This is a genomic window from Paraburkholderia translucens (assembly GCF_020881035.1).
GTDB classification, from domain to species: Bacteria; Pseudomonadota; Gammaproteobacteria; order Burkholderiales; family Burkholderiaceae; genus Paraburkholderia; species Paraburkholderia translucens.
Map to the genome: position 1 here is coordinate 17,780 of NZ_JAJITC010000030.1, position 16,751 is coordinate 34,530.

At 65.0% G+C, this 16,751-nt stretch carries 17 protein-coding genes; 6 read left to right on the forward strand and 11 right to left on the reverse strand.

What is annotated here, in order from left to right; genetic code table 11:
* The first annotated feature begins 101 nt into the window (after positions 1-101).
* Positions 102-1,535: a polyhydroxyalkanoate depolymerase gene (locus LJ655_RS29370; RefSeq protein ID WP_230564661.1), complete on the forward strand. Its 1,434-nt coding sequence runs from the start codon at positions 102-104 to the stop codon at positions 1,533-1,535.
* Between the two features lie 48 nt (positions 1,536-1,583).
* Here LJ655_RS29370 and LJ655_RS29375 read toward each other — a convergent pair whose 3' ends face one another.
* The 5 genes from LJ655_RS29375 to LJ655_RS29395 all read right to left on the reverse strand — a co-directional run bounded on the left by LJ655_RS29375 (position 1,584) and on the right by LJ655_RS29395 (position 5,437).
* The gene (locus LJ655_RS29375; RefSeq protein WP_230564662.1) at positions 1,584-2,018 is read right to left on the reverse strand and encodes a cupin domain-containing protein; all 435 of its coding nucleotides are present in this window, start codon (positions 2,016-2,018) and stop codon (positions 1,584-1,586) included.
* Between the two features lie 99 nt (positions 2,019-2,117).
* On the reverse strand, positions 2,118-2,729 hold the full coding sequence (locus LJ655_RS29380; RefSeq protein WP_230564663.1) for a flavin reductase family protein: 612 nt from the start codon (positions 2,727-2,729) through the stop codon (positions 2,118-2,120).
* A 231-nt stretch (positions 2,730-2,960) separates the two neighbouring features.
* The gene (locus LJ655_RS29385; RefSeq protein ID WP_230564678.1) at positions 2,961-3,272 is read right to left on the reverse strand and encodes a hypothetical protein; all 312 of its coding nucleotides are present in this window, start codon (positions 3,270-3,272) and stop codon (positions 2,961-2,963) included.
* Between the two features lie 451 nt (positions 3,273-3,723).
* Positions 3,724-3,882, reverse strand: coding sequence for a hypothetical protein (locus tag LJ655_RS29390; RefSeq protein WP_230564664.1), 159 nt, complete (start codon positions 3,880-3,882; stop codon positions 3,724-3,726).
* A 205-nt stretch (positions 3,883-4,087) separates the two neighbouring features.
* Entirely contained in the window at positions 4,088-5,437 is a 1,350-nt protein-coding gene (locus LJ655_RS29395) for a hypothetical protein (RefSeq protein WP_230564665.1), read from the reverse strand.
* 299 nt (positions 5,438-5,736) lie between these two features.
* On the opposite strand from LJ655_RS29395, the gene LJ655_RS29400 reads away from it, so the two are divergent.
* A complete protein-coding gene (locus tag LJ655_RS29400; RefSeq protein ID WP_230564666.1) occupies positions 5,737-6,870 on the forward strand; it encodes an AGE family epimerase/isomerase in 1,134 nt (377 codons plus the stop codon).
* A gap of 301 nt (positions 6,871-7,171) precedes the next feature.
* The gene (locus LJ655_RS29405; RefSeq protein ID WP_230564667.1) at positions 7,172-7,375 is read left to right on the forward strand and encodes a cold-shock protein; all 204 of its coding nucleotides are present in this window, start codon (positions 7,172-7,174) and stop codon (positions 7,373-7,375) included.
* A gap of 132 nt (positions 7,376-7,507) precedes the next feature.
* Here the strand turns inward: LJ655_RS29405 and LJ655_RS29410 are convergent, their stop codons facing one another.
* A complete protein-coding gene (locus LJ655_RS29410) occupies positions 7,508-7,726 on the reverse strand; it encodes a hypothetical protein (protein WP_230564668.1) in 219 nt (72 codons plus the stop codon).
* Positions 7,727-8,036: 310 nt separating this feature from the next.
* Between LJ655_RS29410 and LJ655_RS29415 the strand changes: the two genes are divergently transcribed.
* Positions 8,037-8,471, forward strand: coding sequence for a PaaI family thioesterase (locus tag LJ655_RS29415; protein WP_230564669.1), 435 nt, complete (start codon positions 8,037-8,039; stop codon positions 8,469-8,471).
* Between the two features lie 322 nt (positions 8,472-8,793).
* Here the strand turns inward: LJ655_RS29415 and LJ655_RS29420 are convergent, their stop codons facing one another.
* From LJ655_RS29420 to LJ655_RS29435, 4 genes are read right to left on the reverse strand one after another with little or no spacing between them, the layout of a single operon-like run.
* Positions 8,794-9,642, reverse strand: a complete 849-nt coding sequence (locus LJ655_RS29420) for an ureidoglycolate lyase (protein WP_230564670.1) — start codon at positions 9,640-9,642, stop codon at positions 8,794-8,796.
* Positions 9,643-9,694: 52 nt separating this feature from the next.
* Positions 9,695-10,438, reverse strand: a complete 744-nt coding sequence (locus LJ655_RS29425) for an SDR family oxidoreductase (protein ID WP_230564671.1) — start codon at positions 10,436-10,438, stop codon at positions 9,695-9,697.
* A gap of 33 nt (positions 10,439-10,471) precedes the next feature.
* Complete coding sequence (locus LJ655_RS29430) at positions 10,472-11,302, reverse strand: amidohydrolase family protein (protein ID WP_230564672.1); 831 nt, start codon at positions 11,300-11,302, stop codon at positions 10,472-10,474.
* Between the two features lie 6 nt (positions 11,303-11,308).
* Complete coding sequence (locus LJ655_RS29435; protein ID WP_230564673.1) at positions 11,309-12,349, reverse strand: aldo/keto reductase; 1,041 nt, start codon at positions 12,347-12,349, stop codon at positions 11,309-11,311.
* Between the two features lie 254 nt (positions 12,350-12,603).
* On the opposite strand from LJ655_RS29435, the gene LJ655_RS29440 reads away from it, so the two are divergent.
* The gene (locus tag LJ655_RS29440; RefSeq protein ID WP_230564674.1) at positions 12,604-13,389 is read left to right on the forward strand and encodes an IclR family transcriptional regulator; all 786 of its coding nucleotides are present in this window, start codon (positions 12,604-12,606) and stop codon (positions 13,387-13,389) included.
* Positions 13,390-13,491: 102 nt separating this feature from the next.
* Positions 13,492-14,037, forward strand: coding sequence for a hypothetical protein (locus LJ655_RS29445; RefSeq protein WP_230564675.1), 546 nt, complete (start codon positions 13,492-13,494; stop codon positions 14,035-14,037).
* Positions 14,038-14,079: 42 nt separating this feature from the next.
* On the opposite strand, the gene LJ655_RS29450 is transcribed toward LJ655_RS29445, so the two are convergent.
* The gene (locus LJ655_RS29450) at positions 14,080-16,500 is read right to left on the reverse strand and encodes a bifunctional acetate--CoA ligase family protein/GNAT family N-acetyltransferase (RefSeq protein WP_230564676.1); all 2,421 of its coding nucleotides are present in this window, start codon (positions 16,498-16,500) and stop codon (positions 14,080-14,082) included.
* Positions 16,501-16,751: the final 251 nt, after the last annotated feature.

A 16,751-nucleotide genomic window follows, 5' to 3' on the forward strand; every position in this document is an offset into this window, starting at 1 on the left:
GCGGCAACCTGAGACGACATGCGTGGCAGCGCGCGCAGGCGCCTGGCGTATCACTTGCTTTGATTCGGGTTCCTGTCTTTCTGAGGCATCCGCGTGACAGTATGAATCTGTTCGCCTATTCCACCTATCAGGCCTGCGCCGACATGCTGCTACCGATGCGGCACGGCGCGGCGCTGGCGAACCATTCGCTCGATGCGTGGCCCGCATTCGCGCAGACGCCGCACGGACGCTCGCTGCGCGCGGCCTGCGAGCTGCTGATCCTCGGCGGGCTCACGTCGAAGCGGCCGCCGTTCGGCATCGACAGCGTCGTCACGGAAGGCGCGCCGGTCGCGGTGGTCGAGGAAGTCGTCACGCGCACACCGTTCTGCTCGCTCTTGCATTTTCGTAAGGATGCCGTTCTCTCGAGTCCGCAGCCGCGCGTGCTGATGATCGCGCCGATGTCGGGTCACTTCGCTACCCTGCTGCGCGCAACCGTGCGCACGATGCTGGCCGAGCACGACGTCTACATCACCGACTGGCACAATCCGCGCGACGTGCCGCTCGGCGAAGGCCGCTTCGGCTTCGACGAATTCGTGCGTCACGTGATCGACTTCACCGCGCGGATCGGGTCCGGCACCCACCTGCTCGCGGTCTGCCAGCCGACCGTCGCGGCGCTCGCCGCAGTCGCGCTGATGGCCGCCGACGATCATCCCGCGCAGCCGGCCAGCATGACATTGATGGCCGGCCCGATCGACACGCGTATCAATCCGACACGCGTCAACGAATTGGCCAAAAGCCGCTCGATCGAGTGGTTCGAACGCAATCTGATCAGCGCGGTCCCGTTCGGCTTCGCCGGCGCGCAGCGTCGCGTATATCCGGGCTTCGTGCAATTGGCGGCGTTCATGTCGATGAATCCGGGCCGCCACGCCGACTCGTTCGAGACCATGTACTACGAGCGCGGCAAGGGCGATCCGCAGAAAGCCGACACGATCCGTACTTTCTACGAAGAATACTTCGCGACGATGGATCTGACGGCCGACTTCTATCTGGAGACCGTGGACACGGTGTTTCAGCAGCATGCGCTGCCGTTGCGCACGCTCGAAGTGGAGGGGCGTCTGGTGGAGCCGTCGAAAATTCGCCGCACCGCGTTACTGACCGTGGAAGGCGAAAAGGACGATATCTGCGCGGTCGGGCAGACGCTCGCCGCGCAGGACATGTGCGAGCGCCTGCGGCCGTATCTGAAGACGCATCATGTGCAAACCGGTGTCGGCCACTACGGCGTGTTCAGCGGACGTCGCTGGGAGCAGCACATTTATCCGCGCGTGCGGGCCGTGATTTACGACAACGAACCGCGCGCCGTGCTCGTCAGTTCGCGCGCGCGTCCCATCCAGCCGGTGCCCGCGGCGACCGCGGCGGAAGTCACGGCAGCCGCGCCGGTTGCGGCCGCAGTAGTCGGGGTGGAAATGGAAGCGGGCGGGAGCGCCAGCGGCAACAGCGATTCCGCGGCAACGGAGCCGACGCCATTCGCACGCAGACGGCCGCCCGCGACGACCTGAGCGCCGCGCGGGGCCGCGCGTTGCGTCGGTTCACGGGATGCCGTTCCATCACACTGTCGCATCACGCCAAGGCGTCGGAGCCGGCACTGGGCACGGCGCCTCGGCGTCGATCGATTTGAAGTCGGCCGGCGAAACGATCTCCAGGTACTCCATATCTTCCGAATAGTCGAACAGATAATGGACGATGCCCGGTGCCTGATGCACGCAATCGCCGGCCGCGACGAGCGTCTCCTGGTCGCCGTACATGAAGCGCGCCCAGCCCTTCAGCATGAACACGATGTGGAATTCGGCCTCATGACGGTGCCAGCCAGTGCCTTGCTCTGGTGCGTGATTCGCCTTGACGAGTTGCGCGAGCACCTTGCCGCCGGTCGCCTCGGCGATCCCCAGATCACGGTAAAGGAAGAAGTCGCGCAGGCCCTGATCCACGTACGACGTGTCTTGCGGACGGATATGGCTGAATTGCGTGGCGAATGGGTTGGACATGATCGCGCTCCAGGAAGGTGAGCCGGTATCGCAACCGGCGCGTTGGAGCGCCGGTTGCAAGCATCAAGCAGGCCAGTGGACCTAATGGAGCGAGCGGGTTCAGACCGTCGGGCGGATCATCTGGAACATCTCGCCGATCTGCGCATAGTCGGCGCGATAACCGGCGCGCATGATCGGCTGCGCGGCATGCGTGTCGAACAGGCCATCCTTCAGATACGCGTCGTCGATATGCACGCCGACCACCTGGCCGAGCGACAGATAGTTGTCCATCGGCTTGCCGTCGATGTCATGTAGACGCACGATCTGCAGCAGCTTGCATTCGAGCGCGGCAGGCGATTCGGCGACGTGCGGCACCGCGACGTTGCAGCCTGGCGCGGGCGTGAGACCGGCCAGCGCGAACTCGTCGACATGCGGCGCAACCGGCGCCGACGAGCGGTTCATCTGCTCGGCGAGCGGCCGCGTGGCGAGATTCCACACGAATTCGCCGGTCGACTCGATGTTGGCGAGGCTGTCCTTGCGGCCCTCGCTGCAAAAACCGATGATCGGCGGAAAGGTCGCGAACGCACCAAAGAAGCTGTACGGCGCGAGATTGAGCGTCCCTTCGGGGTCGCGCGACGAAATCCAGCCGATCAGCCGCGGCGCGACAATCGCCTTGAAAGGATCATGCGGCAGGCCGTGACCGAAGGCGGGGTCGTAGAAGTAATGGGACATGGCGTGGCTTAGGATTGGCGTGTGAAAGTTGGTGCGAAAAGCGGCGCAGAGCCCGGGACAGGAAGGCTATTTATACCGCACAAGTTGCGCACGCCGGTGTGCCCCGCGTCGACCTTCGCGCAACAGCACGGCCGCACTCGCACGCCCGAATGCAACGAAGCCGGCCTGCCCGTGACGGGAAGACCGGCTTCGTGGACTCGCGCCGTCAGCTGCGGCGCCGTTGGGCGCGTATTAGTAGCGCGGCGGCGGCGGGCGGTGATCGTCGCGATCGTCGTGGTGGCGCGGATCGTAGTCGTGCGGATGATGGCGCAGCCACTCGTCATGCTCCCAGTAGCGATGGCCGTCCCAGTAACGGTCGCCGTGCCACCCCATGCTGACCGGCACGCCTGCCGGCATCATGTGCGGTTCACCGCGCACGACCGGCGCCGGACCGTTTTCGATGATCACGCGCTCTTGCGCGAATGCGCTACCAGCCGCGACGAGTGCGCCGCCCGCGAGCAGCGCTGCGATAAGCGAGCGCGATGCCTTGCCAAAAGTTTTCATCATGACCTCCCGTCAAAGTTCTATTCCTCACCAGCGTCCGATTTGCCCGGGTCGCGCGATTCGCTTCGTTCGCTTGGCCGGCAACCCGGACCAGACGCTGTGCACGTGAGACCGACTTTAGCGGCCCAACTCGCATGAAGACGTGAGCGCTTGTAAGCGCGCATTTCAAAGATGGGGACGAATGACGGAGGACCGATTTCGCTTTCGAGCGCCACTCGGCAATGGCTTACGGGACGATCCCGCCGCCCGGCCCCCTGAATCGGCGTGAAAGCTGGTTACATTCATTTCGGGGACGAAACATTTGAGAAGGTTGTGCGCCGCGGTAGCTGCAGGCCAAAAAAACAAAAAGCCACGACCCGCGTTTCGCGAATAGTGGCTCAATGAAAGGCGCTAGCTGAGATGCGCGCCGCCCCAGCGCGTTGTCCCGCGCCGAGAGGTGGTATTGCCGGTGTTAGTCCGTCAGCTTGATGCCGAACATCGTGGACTGCGCGCGGCGCAGACGCTCTGCTTCACGGGCACGCGCTTCGTACGAGTAGTCCGAATCCAGCGGCAGATGGGGCGACGCAAAGAGGTCGCTGACCTTTTGGAACAGTGCGAAGATGTAGCTCATGGCGACTCCCGGTTAGTGACTGCATTGCTAGGGTTTTCCCTTAGGAATGATTATAGGGGTTTCCCCTAGGAAAAAGCTAGTGCAGTGCAACAAATTTCCGGTGTGGCCGGTTGCCGCGTTCTCACGGGGCTCGAAACGTTGCATCCCCGCAACAGCCCCGATTTAACGATCGGACGCCCGTGCCGCGTGGCGGCTGCAATACCAGCTAGTTCAGGCTCGAAATTCCTGCTTTGTGGCCGTGCAGATTACGAGCGCGTCTCGCGTGCGTCGGCGTCGCGCCGGGCTGTGTGGGCGCCGCAACGGACGTCGGGGCAGGTGCCGACGCGGCATTCGCTGTTGCCGTCGCGGCATTGGCGGCGTGCGCGTCGAGCAGGGTCGCCATCGCCGCCTGCTGGTTCTGCATCAGCTGCTCGATACGGCGCTGCTGAGCCGTCGTCTCCCGCGTGAGGCGCATTAGCAGGAGCGTCTGCGTGATGCCGATCGCCACCGTCACCAGCAGCGCGCCAACCACGATCGAGAGCATCCATTTCATGCGCCGCGAATGATCGGTTGCGGCGCGGCGTTGATCGGCGATCACGCCATACAGCGCATCGACGGTGTCGGCGAACGCGGTGGCGCGCGCGCGGTCGAGTTCCGGCTCCGAGCGCCGCGCGGTGACGGCCGCATCGGTGTGGCGCGTGTCACGCGAGGCGGCGGCGAATCCAGTGGGAGTGTCTGCAGACGCGGACCGCGGGTTCGCCAGGGGCGTCGCGGTGGAGAGCTCGTCGTCCTGCTTCGCGGTGGCGAGCTCTGACGAGGCGGATTGCGTCTCCGCCGCGGCTGCCTCCGTAGACTGGCACACGCTGCTGCCGATCGCAGCGGACGTGGCAACCGAAGCCGCGTCGCGCGATGCCGTCGCCGCTTTGGCGAAGGTCGCGGCGAAACGCTGCGGCGGTTTGCCAGCACCCGCCGTCGCCGCCGACTCCGCTTCGGCTGCCTGGCGCAATGCGGTCACGCTGCGCGCGACGGTCGCGGCCGCCATCGCCGGGCTGAGCGGCGCGGATGACTCACGCGGCGTTCCCGTCGGTTTCTCGTCGCTGGTTGATGCTGCGTTCGACGTGGCATCCGCGGAGGCGCCGTTCGTGGCCTCGCTTGCGCGCGCATCAGCAACCGGCATCACTGGCTCGATATCGAATCCGCTCAACTGCCCGCTCACCGGCACCGGCGCGTCAAGTTTCGCCGCACGCGGTGCGCGGCGCGCCGTCTTGTCGAACAACGCGTGTTCATCGAATGCGCCTACCGCCTGCAGCACCACATCCGGCAATTCGAAGCCATGCAGCGTGCCCTGGCGGACGTCGATGTTCATCGCCTCGAGCGTCGCGCGAGTCGGATCGTCGGGGAACAGGTCGAGCGTGCTGTCATCGCGCGCGACGCCACTCAGTTGCGCGAGGCGTTGCGCCGAGCGCGCTGCCCGCGCCAGCTTGTTTTCGGTTTCGGTGGAGACGGCGCCCTGGCGCTGCTTCTTCGCTGCGGCGCGCCGGGGCCTGGATTGCGGGGATGCTGCGGAATCTGCCATAGAGAAAAGAGCGGTCGTCGCCGGGAACGTGGCGCCGAATGCCGCTCGTCATTGCCATTGGAATATTTAGAGCCCGCATTGTCGCATGGCGCTCCGCCCGCGCCGAAGCCATTCCCCGACGATTTGCGCCGATTCGCGCCCGCTCGCGCGTTTCAGATGTTTGCTCCGAGGTGTCAGCACGAGGCGTTTGCTTTATGCTAAGCCGCACATCACCGCGGCCTCGGCAAGCGGGCATACTGAACCGCCATCCTGAACGCCGCCTCGAAATATTGCGCACGCTGCACCTGAACCACTCGACCATGCCAAGCACGACCCCTCCCCCTGTTTCGACGACCTCCGCCACGACCGCGCTGCGCGAGCACTTCGCGAACGTGGTGCTGCCGATGTGGCGTGGGCCCGGCTTCAATCACGCGCTACGACTGCCTTATGAAGCGCTCGATTCGACCGGCCTTCAGCCGGCGCCCGCGCAACGCTATCGGGCGATGGCATGTGCACGACAGTTGTTCACGTTTTCGCAGGCGGGCGACATGGAACACGCACGCGTGCTGTTCGATTCGTTGACACGCTTCTTTCAGGACGCGGATCATGGCGGATGGTTCTACAGCGTCGACGCGCTCGGCAAGCCGCTCGACACGACCAAGGATCTCTACACGCACGCGTTCGTCGTGTTCGCGTGCGCCGAATACGCGCGGCGCTCCAACAGCCGGGAAGCGCTGCAACTGGTGCACGGCACAACCGCAGTGATCCAATCGAACTTCGCGGCCGACGGAGGCCTCTTCAACGCGGCGCTCAATGTCGATTTTTCGGAGGTGACGGGTACGCCGCTGCAGAATCCGCTGATGCACTTGACCGAAGCGTGGCTCGCCGCCTGCGAAGCGACGCGCGACAACGTGTTCGGGGCCGCGTTGCGCCGCCTCGCCGACGCGGTCGCACGACACTTCGTGCACGCGCCTAGCGGCTGCATCGCCGAATTGCCGATCGGCGCGAGCGGCAACCGTCTGGAGCCGGGCCATCAGTTCGAGTGGTACTGGCTGGTCAAGCAGGCGGGCGCGCTGTTCGATGGCACGGGGCTCGCCGAATCGCTGGCGCGCGCATTCACCTTCGCGCAGCAGCATGGCGTGGATCCGCGCAGTGGCGGCGTGTGCGCATCGCTCGACGAGGCCGGCCAGGCCAGCGACGCGACCCAGCGGATCTGGGCACAGACGGAATACTTGCGTGCGCTCGCCTGGCACGACGACCCGGGCGTGCGAGCGGCGCTGCCGCAACAGATCGAACGTTTTCGGCGATGCTTTCTGCATGAGCACGGCTGGTTCGAATGCAAAGCGCCAACCGGCGAAGTTGCGCGCGCCGACATGCCATCGACCACGCCGTATCACCTCGCTACCGCGTACGCGGCGCTGCCCGTGGCCGCTGAATCGCCAGTGCGGACTTAGCTGAACTTGGGCGGCAATAGACGAAGTTGACGGGCGGATGGACTCAGCAAACGGTCGGGGCACATCGAGAGAAATGTGTCGGCCGTTGCCGGGAAGATTTAATGCCGCTGGTAGCCCTAGCGAAAGAAAGTTCTCGCCAGACCTACTCAAAACGCGAAAAAAGCATCGAAATCGGGAATACCCGGATGCAGGTTGATTGGCGTCTGTCATGAAGACGTGATACAACTCTCCCCTCGCGGCCGCACGTCACATTGAGCAATGACGGTCGCGATGCAATACACAACATTTATTTGGATCAATAATGGCAACAGGTACTGTTAAGTGGTTTAACGATGCAAAGGGCTTTGGCTTCATTACGCCGGACGACGGCGGCGAAGACCTTTTTGCACACTTCTCGGAAATCCAGGCAACGGGCTTCAAGTCCCTGCAGGAAAACCAGAAGGTGTCGTTCGAAGTCAAGCAAGGCCCGAAGGGCAAGCAAGCTGCGAACATCCAGGCAATCTAAGTACTTTCAGGTACTTTGAGACAGACTTGGACGTCACGATAGGCGCCTCCACAGGCCCCTGCGTCTAATGCAAAATGGCTCGCTTTAGCGGGCCATTTTCTATTTGCTGCCTCGTTTTTAAGCGTCATTCCTTTAATGCGTATGCGTTCCGGTTAATGCCAATTCCGCATTAGCGGTGATGAGGCCACCCGGCTGTTGCGTGTGCAACACACTTTCCGAAATTTCGAGTACGGAAAACGCCTGCTTCAATTGCTCGGTCTGCTGGTGCAACAGAGCGGCCGCTGCCTGCTCGAAGAGCGTCGAGCCTTCCTGAACCTCCGCGAACGATTCACTGTTCAGCGGCAAGCACATCTAGCATGCCAGCTGCGACCTTGATCCTGCTGAACATCGTGGACACCTGAGAATAAGGAATCACGGGGCATACCAGGGTTAACGGCGGGTCGACTGACGGCTTGAGACCACATTCTGCAAATAAACGATCTATGTGCAGGTTTCATTGCCGACCATCGCGGTTGCGGTAGTCTCGCGCAACAGTTCGAGACTCATCGCGTGGAATCACCTTGCGCAGCGAAGAGTCGCTTCCTAGAGTGGGTAGGGACCGCTCGGCGCGCGCTGTGCGGATGCGCTGATGCACACGCAGACCCTGCACGAAGGAACCACGATGACCGACCTACTCGACCGGGCGCGCGGCGCGCTGCACGCCCAGCCGTTCAGCATGCTGCTCGGCGCGGAGTTGATGCACGCCGGCAGCGACGAACTTACCCTGTGTCTGCCGATTCGCGATGAACTGCGGCAGCAGCACGGCTTCGTGCATGGCGGCGTCATCAGCTATCTCGCTGACAACGCTTTGACGTTCGCGGGTGCTGTGTCGCTGGGTCCGAGGGTCGTGACCGGTGAATACAAGATCAACTATTTGCGCCCAGCGGTGAAGGGCACGCTGATCGCGCGCGCGAGCGTTGTCTATGCGGGCAGGCATCAGGCGACCTGCCAGTGCAGCGTATTCGTGGTGGAAGGGAATCGCGAGAAGCTGGTCGCCGTTGCGCAGGGGACCGTCAACCGCATTGGGGAGAATGGGGAGCAAGAGGCAGGAGGGTAGGACTTTGCACTAATGTTGCACGTAGGGGTGCATATCGATGACTAACGTCAATATCCGATGTTCGTACGCCCCGAGACTCGACTACGACGACATAAGCTGATTTACGCCGCCAACGTTCCCCATCGCTTCTGACCTGCGCCAACACACTACCGGGCAGCAAGAGTCCGCGACACGGGCGATGGATGAATTGCGTGACCCAAAATGGAAAAGACGCGGCAGCGGGCGTCGCCCATCGCCAGCCGGCAGACGAAAAAAAGCCGTTCCCGCCAACAACGGAAACGGCTTTTCCAAACTGCGGCTCGACTCGCGAACCGCGCGCGCCTCACTCGGCCGCGTAAGTCTTTTGCGTCTGCTCACCCAACCCTTCGATACCCAAACGCACCGTCTGCCCCGGCTTCAGAAACACGGGGTTCGGTTTCACGCCCATGCCGACGCCCGGCGGCGTGCCGGTCGAGATCACATCGCCCGGCTGCAGGCTCATGCACTGCGAGACATACGACACCAGCTTCGCGACGCTGAAGATCATCGTCTTCGTGCTGCCGTTCTGGTAGCGATGGCCGTCCACTTCGAGCCACAGGCTCAGGTTCTGCGGATCGGCAACTTCATCACGCGTGACGACCCACGGACCGATCGGGCCGAACGTATCGAAGCCCTTGCCCTTGTCCCACGTGCCGCCGCGCTCGATCTGCCATTCGCGCTCCGACACGTCGTTGACGACGCAATAGCCGGCCACGTGCTCGAGCGCGTTCGCCTCGTCGACATACTTTGCCGCCTTGCCGATCACGACGCCGAGTTCCACTTCCCAGTCGGTCTTCTTCGAGCCGCGCGGGATTTCGATGTCGTCGTTCGGGCCGCTGATCGCGCTCGTCCACTTGTTGAAGATGACCGGTTCGGCCGGTACCGGCAGATTCGATTCCGCCGCATGATCCGCGTAGTTCAGGCCGATGCAGATGAACTTGCCGACCTTGCCGACGCACGGTCCCACGCGTGGATTGCCTTCGACGACCGGTAGCGTCGCCGGATCGAGCGCGCGCAGTTTCGCGAGGCTTTCATCGCCAAGCGTCGCGCCGTCGATATCGCCCACCACCTTCGACAGGTCGCGAATCTTGCCTTGCGCGTCGAGCAGGCCCGGCTTTTCCTGGCCTTTCGGCCCATAACGAAGCAATTTCATCGTTGCACTTCCCTTTACGTTCAGTAGTGTTCAGTTCGTCAATCAATCAGAATCAGTTCGACCATCCGCCGTCGATCACATGGATCTGGCCCGTCGTGAACGACGACTCGTCGGACGCGAGATACAGCGCGAGCGCGGCAATCTCCTCCGGCTTGCCGATGCGACCCATCGGCTGGCGCGCGACGAACGCGGCCTGCACCGCATCGACCGACGCGCCTTGCGCCTGAGCCTGCGCGGCGATGCGCTGTTCGAGCGACGGCGAGGCCACGGTGCCCGGACAAATCGCGTTACAGCGTACACCACGTGTGACGAAGTCGGCGGCGACGGACTTGGTCAACCCGATCACCGCGGCCTTCGACGCGCCGTAGGCGAAGCGGTTCGGCACGCCCTTCACGCTCGAGGCCGCCGACGACATGTTGATGATCGAGCCGCCGCCCTTCTCCAGCATGGCCGGCAAAAGCGCTCGAATCATACGGTACATCGCCTTCGCGTTGAGGTCGAAAGCGAAATCCCAGTCCTCCTCGCTGCAATCGAGGATATTGCCGGCGTGCACGAAGCCCGCGCAGTTGAACAGCACATCGATCGGGCCGACTTCAGCGGCGAGCGCTTTGATCGCCGCGCCGTCGAGCACATCGAGCTTGCGCGCCTCGACCGGCTTGCCGGCGAGTCCGTCGATGCGGATATCGGTGGCGATCACGCGCGCGCCTTCGCGTGCGAACAGTTCGGCGGTCGCGAGACCGATGCCTTGTCCCGCCGCGGTGATCAGTGCCGTTTTGCCGGCCAGTCTTTGTGTCATCTACGACTCCAGTTGAATGGGCTGCTAACGAAATCAAAGCCGGTAAAACGCGGCGGCGTTGCCGCCGAACACGGCGTCGCGCTCGGCGTCGCTCAACGGGGCGAGCAGCGTGGTCGCCACCGAATGCCAGAGCAGATAGTCGCCATTGAGCTCCAGCACCGGCCAGTCGCTGCCCCACATGAGCCGCGAGGGCCCGAAGCTATTCAGCAGATGCTCGACGTAGGGCCGCAACGTGTCCTCCGTCCAGCCGGGCGCCGCCTCGGTCGCGAGGCCCGACAGCTTGCAGTGCACGTGCGGGAAAGCGGCGAGCCGCGTGATCGCGTCGCGCCACACCTGATAACCCGACTGGCCGTAGCGGATCGGCGGCTTCGCGCCATGATCGACGACGATGCGCAGCGCCGGAAAACGCTGCGCGAAGATTTCGACGTATTGCACATGGCGTGAGTAGATCAGCGCATCGAACGCGAGGTCGTGCGCGATCAGTGCTTCGATCGCCGGCGCGAGATCGGGGTTGGCGATCCAGCCGTCGTCGGGCAGGTCCTGCAGCATCGGCCGCACGCCCTTGAACTTCGGCTCGCGCGCGAGCGCCTCGATCAGATCGGGCGCGTTCGGCAGCAATAGCGGCACCCAGCCGACCACGCCGGCAACCGACGGCTCATGCCGCGCGATGTCCAGCAGGTAGCGGGTTTCGTCGAGCGTCTGCGCGGCCTGCACGACCACGGTCCGCTCGATGCCGGCCTGTTCGCGCAACGGCTTCAGATCGTCGGGGCCGAACGGCCGGTAGAGGATGGTCTGGTCCGGCGTCATCCACTCATAGTCGCCGCGTGCGGGGTCCCAGTAGTGCTGGTGAGCGTCGATCTGCATGGTCGGTCAGTCCTCGGGCGAGGGCGCGCGGGGGTCGAGCAGGCCCGCGTCGCGCAATGCGGACCACAGCGCCGCGGGAATCGGCTGCTCGAACGACGCGACGTTCTCGCGTATTTCGTCGGCACTGCGCGCGCCGGTCAGCACGGTGGCGACCGCCGGATGCGCATACGGAAACTGCAACGCGGCGGCGGCGAGCGACACGCCGTGTGTGCGGCACACCGCCTCCAGACGCGCGACCCGCTCGATCACCTCGGGCGGCGCGGCGCCGTAATTGAACTTCAGATCGCCTTCGACGCCACGCGCCAGGATGCCCGAATTGAACGCGCCACCCAACAGAATGCTGACGCCGCGCGCTTCGCAGGCGGGCAGCAGGTCGTCGAGGGTGCTCTGCTCGAGCAGCGTATAGCGGCCCGCGAGCAAGGCGCAATCGATATCGAACTCGGCCATCGCGTCGAGGATCACCGCGCCCTCGTTGACGCCGAGGCCGACCGCCTTGATCGCGCCGGTCGAGCGCAGCCGCTCCAGCGCGCGGAAGCCGCCGCCTTCGGTCAGTTGCTGCCAGTAATACGGATGCTGGTCGCCGTGCGTCAGGCGGCCGATGTCGTGTATGAGCAGGATGTCGATGTCGATCATGCCGAGGCGCTGCTGGCTATCCTCATAGGAACGCAGAATGCCGTCGTGCGTGTAGTCGTAGATCGCTTCGAAGGGCAGCGGGCTCTGCCAGCCCTCGCGGTTGTCGAAGGGCGACGTGCGCGGCACGAAACGTCGACCAACCTTGGTCGACAGCACGTACTCGCCGCGCGGATAGTTGCGCAACGCGGCGCCGAGCCGATGCTCCGCCTTCGTGTTGCCGTAGTGCGGCGCGGTGTCGAAGTAGCGCACGCCCGCGTCCCATGCGGCGACCACGGTCGCATGGGCCTCCTCGTCGGACAGGTCGCGATACAGGCCGCCGAGTGGCGCCGTGCCGAGACCTAATCCGCTCACCTGCAGCGAGCTGCGGCCGATCCGGCGCCGCTGCCCGACCTTCGATCCGATCGATGCCGACATGAGCGTGTCTCCTGATTGTGGTGTTTTTACCATGCGACGGGCGACATGCGCCGTCAATATGATGCGCCGTCAAGCGTGCATTAATTCACCAATAAACGTATTATTCATATTCGAATTTTTACAAGTCAAGAAAACTGCGCCGCGCGGATGCCGGTGTTTTCCCTGGAGATAGCCATTCGGTTCGCCAAATGCTACGCACTCGCCCGCGCACACCAGATAATAAGAACTCCGGACGAAATTCCCCGACGCTCACGATGGACGCCGAAGACAAAGACGACGACCGCTACCGCGCCCCCGCTCTGGACAAAGGCCTCGACATTCTCGAACTGCTGTCCGAGCAGAAAGAAGGACTCACGCGCGCCGAGATCACGCGGCAGTTGGGCCGCAACGCCAGCGAGATGTACCGGATGCTCGAACGGCTCGTCGCGCGGCAATACGTGGTGCGCTCGGCGGCCGGCGACCGCTACTCGCTGAGCCTGAAGCTGTTTGCGCTCGCGCACCGCCATCCGCCCATGAACCGGCTGATCGCCGAGGCGCTGCCGCTGATGCAGCGCTTCGCCGACGCGGCCGAGCAGTCGTGCCACCTCGTCGTCTACGACCGCGGCAACCTGCTCGTGATCGCGCAGGTCGACGGACCCGGCACATGGGGCATGTCGGTGCGGCTCGGCTCGCGGGTCGGCCTGATCGACACCGGTTCCGGTCGCGTGATGCTCGCGTTCCAGAGCGTCGAGCAGCGTCAGCAGATGCTTGCCGAGCACACGAAAGTGAAGGGCGAAGTGACGATCGATCGCGACGCGCTGGAGGAGGACTGCGAGCGCATCCGCGCGGCGGGCTTCTGGCAGAAAGACAGCCAGCAGAGCTTCGGCGTCACCGATGTGACGTTCCCGATACTCGCGCCGTCGGGACAGGCAATCGCGGTGCTCACCTGCCCGTATCTGCGCCGGATCGACGAATACGTCGCGCCGACGCTCGACGCGGCCACTACGCTGCTGCGCGACACGGTGCAGGCGCTGTCGATGTTCCGCGAGCAGGCCGCGTAATCAGCGGGCTACCCGGCGGCGCGCTCGCGCACATGGTTTAGAATGGCGGCCCTTCCAAAATTACGCCGCATGACAGGCTCGTGCGCGCGCATCGATTGAGCAATGGCCAAACTTCTGACCGATTCCGAATTCCAGCGCTTTTCCGAACTCCAGCAGAAGCAGTCGAGCTTCACGATCACCCCCGAAGAAGCCGACGAACTGCGCGACATCGTCGCTCACGCGCAGAAGCGCCGCGACGACCGCGCCGCCGCGATGCAAAGCATCGAGGCCTTCATCCAGCAATTCGGCATCACACCCGACGAGCTGTTTTCACCCGAGCAGATCGGCGAAGCGGCGCGCACCTACGGTCTGATTCCGGCCGCGCGCAAGGAGCGCGTGCTGCCGCCGTCGCTGACGTTCAACGGCAAGCCGTATCAATGGACCACGCGCCCGCTGCCCGACGAAATCCGCGTGCCGCTGTTCGACGCGTTCAAGGCTGGCGAGTCGGTGAAATCGTTCATCTCGACGCTGAAGGATGCGAACCGCTGCGCGGCGACCATCGCGCGGCTCGAGCGCGAAACCGGCGCCGTGTATGCGCAGGCATGGCTCGAAGAGCTGTCGGTCACGCGCGCCCAGGTGGACGAGGCCGCGCAGAAATTGGCGGCGTGAACGGTTGAAGCCGGGCGGTGAGCGGGGCGAGAGGTCAGCCGCTCAACGCGCGGGCGGGGTGCGGGCGGAGGCATCCGGGTCCGCGCCCGCCGCTTCGTCGAGGGCCATCCTGAAGCCCACCACGCCGGGGTCATCGGTGCGCGTCATCGTGAAGCCGCTGGCCTTCGCGAGCGCGATCATCGCGGTGTTCTCGCGCAGCGCTTCGCCGACCAGCCAGTGCGTGCCGCGCGCCCGCGCATACGCGATGATCCGCTGCATCAGCAACTGGCCGAGGCGCCGCCCCTTCTGGTCCGAGCGCACGGTCACCGCGAATTCAGCGGTCTCGTTGTCGGGATCGGCCACCGCGCGCACCACCCCGAGCGTTTGCGCGACGCCGTCTTCGTTGTCGACCGTCGCGATCAGCGCCATTTCCCGGTCGTAGTCGATCTGGGTCATGCGCGCGAGTTGCGAGTGCTCGAACGTCCCGACCGAGCCGAAAAAACGCAGGCGCAGATCTTCCGGCGTCATCGCCTCGACGAAAGCGCGATGCGCGTTTTCGTCTTCCGGCCGAATCGGCCGCACCGTCACGCGAAGCCCCTGCCAGTCGACCGTTTCCTCGAAGCGGCGCGGATACGGCACGATCGCGAGACGGCTGCGCTGCGCGCCAACCCGCAACACCGGATCGACCACCATCACGCGATCCCGGTAGACCCTGAGCTTCAATGAGAGGCCAACGATCTCGCGCACGTCGCAAACCACTTGAGAGAGCGCCGTCAGCGCCGCGAGCGTCGGTTCCGGCGCGACCAGCCTCGCGTAATGCGAACGCATGACGATGTCGCGCGCGAGCGTCGGATTGAGCGGCGGCAGGCCATAGACGTGCAACGCGCCGGACACGCCATCGACCGGCGGCGCGATGAAGCGGAACACGGGGCCGAAATTATCGTCGTCGTGCAGTTCGACGGCGACGTCGACGATGGGTTTGGCCGCGTCCCGCGCCTCGCCCCCTGCCTCTTCGACAGCTTCCACCTTCAACCCGAAGCGGTCCAGAAACCGCGCCGCCGCCGCGCCGGCCAGCGTGCTTTCGCCCGCCGCCAACGCCTCTCGAGCCTGCGCCTGGGCGGCATCGATCGCTTCGGGACTCTGCGCGGCCAGACCCTCGGGCATCTGCATCAGCAGTTCGCGGCCCAGCCGGTACTCGACTAGCCGCGAGAACGCGCGCGCGAGCCGCTGCGGCGTCGTGTGCACCGGGATGCCCTGCGCGTGCAGCGCATCCCGCGTCGCCGCATCGACGCCGCCGAAGAAACACGCAAGCAGTCCGCGATAAGCGAATCGCTGATGCCCGATCAGCGCCCGCGCAACGTCGTCGACGGGCGCGCCATGCGTCGACGCGTGCACCACGAACGCGGTGCCCGTCGCGCGATGCTCGGCAAGCAGTTTCAGCGCGGTGCCGAAATGCTCGGGACGCGCGTCATCGCCGAGCAGCAGCGGATTGCCGCCGACCGCATGCGGCAGCGCCTCGTGAAGCGCGTCCGACGCCTCCGCCGGCCACGGCGCGAGCAGGCCGCCGGCGGCGGCGAACGCGTCGCGCGCGAGCGTCGCGAGACCGCGGTCGCTCGTAATCAGCGTCGCGGTGCCGCCCGCCGCGACGCGGCCCACGCCGAGCGTTTCGATTTCGTCGAGCAGATCGTCGAGCGCGTCCACGCGCACGAGGCCCGCCCGCCGGAACGCCGCCGTATAGAGTCCGTCGGCGGGATCGTCGCGGCCGGAGCGCAGCGCGAGCACCGGCTTGTTGCGCGCCGCCGCGCGCGCGGCCGACATGAACTTGCGCGCGGCCCGCACGCTGTCGAGTTCGAGCAGGATCGCGCGCGTGCCGGGGTCGCTCGCGAGGTAATCGAGCACGTCGCCGGCGTCCACGTCAGCCTCCGCGCCGAGCGCCACCGCGTGCGAAAAGCCGAGCCCGCGCGCCTGCGCCCAGCCGAGCACCGCGTTGGTCAGGGCATTGGACTGCGACACCCACGCCACGCCGCCCGCCTTGACCGTGCACGACGGCGCGCCCAGATGCGCGCCGAGCGCCGGCGATACCACGCCGAGGCTGCCCGGCCCGACGATGCGCAGCAGATGCGGGCGCGCCGCCGACAGCGCATGGCGCAGCGCGAGCCGGTCTTCGTCGCTGCGCACTTCGCCAACGATGATCACCGCGCGCGTGCCCATGCCGCCGAGCTTGTGGATCAGCGCGGGCCACGTCGCGGGCCGCGTGCAGATCACCGCGACAGTGGGCGGCTGCGGCAAATCGCTGACATCGTGGATCACCGCATGGCCGCCAAATGTCGCGTGCTTCGGATTGACCGGCCACAGCGGACCGCCGAAGCCGCCTTCGAGCACGCGCGCCCAGACCATCGCGCCAGTGCTGCCCGGCCGCTCGGACGCGCCGACCACGGCGACGGATTTGGGGCGAAACAAGGCGTCAAGGTTGCGAACGGTCACGGGCGCTCCATGCGGTTGGACAGGAATCGGAGCCGGCTTCGCGGCGGGGCGGGTGGTTTCGTCAGCATAGGCGAAGTCACGCGCCGGTGCGGGGTTGTTGCGAGGCGAAAAAAAACCGCGTCGATCGACCAAGCCCATCGCCTAATCTGTTGACGATTTGGTTTGGGTAGACTGACGCCGGCGTTGTTTCGAAGCCCCTTTGAACTTGGTTCTTAGGGGCTTTTTCTTGCCTCATGAACACCAAGCAGCTC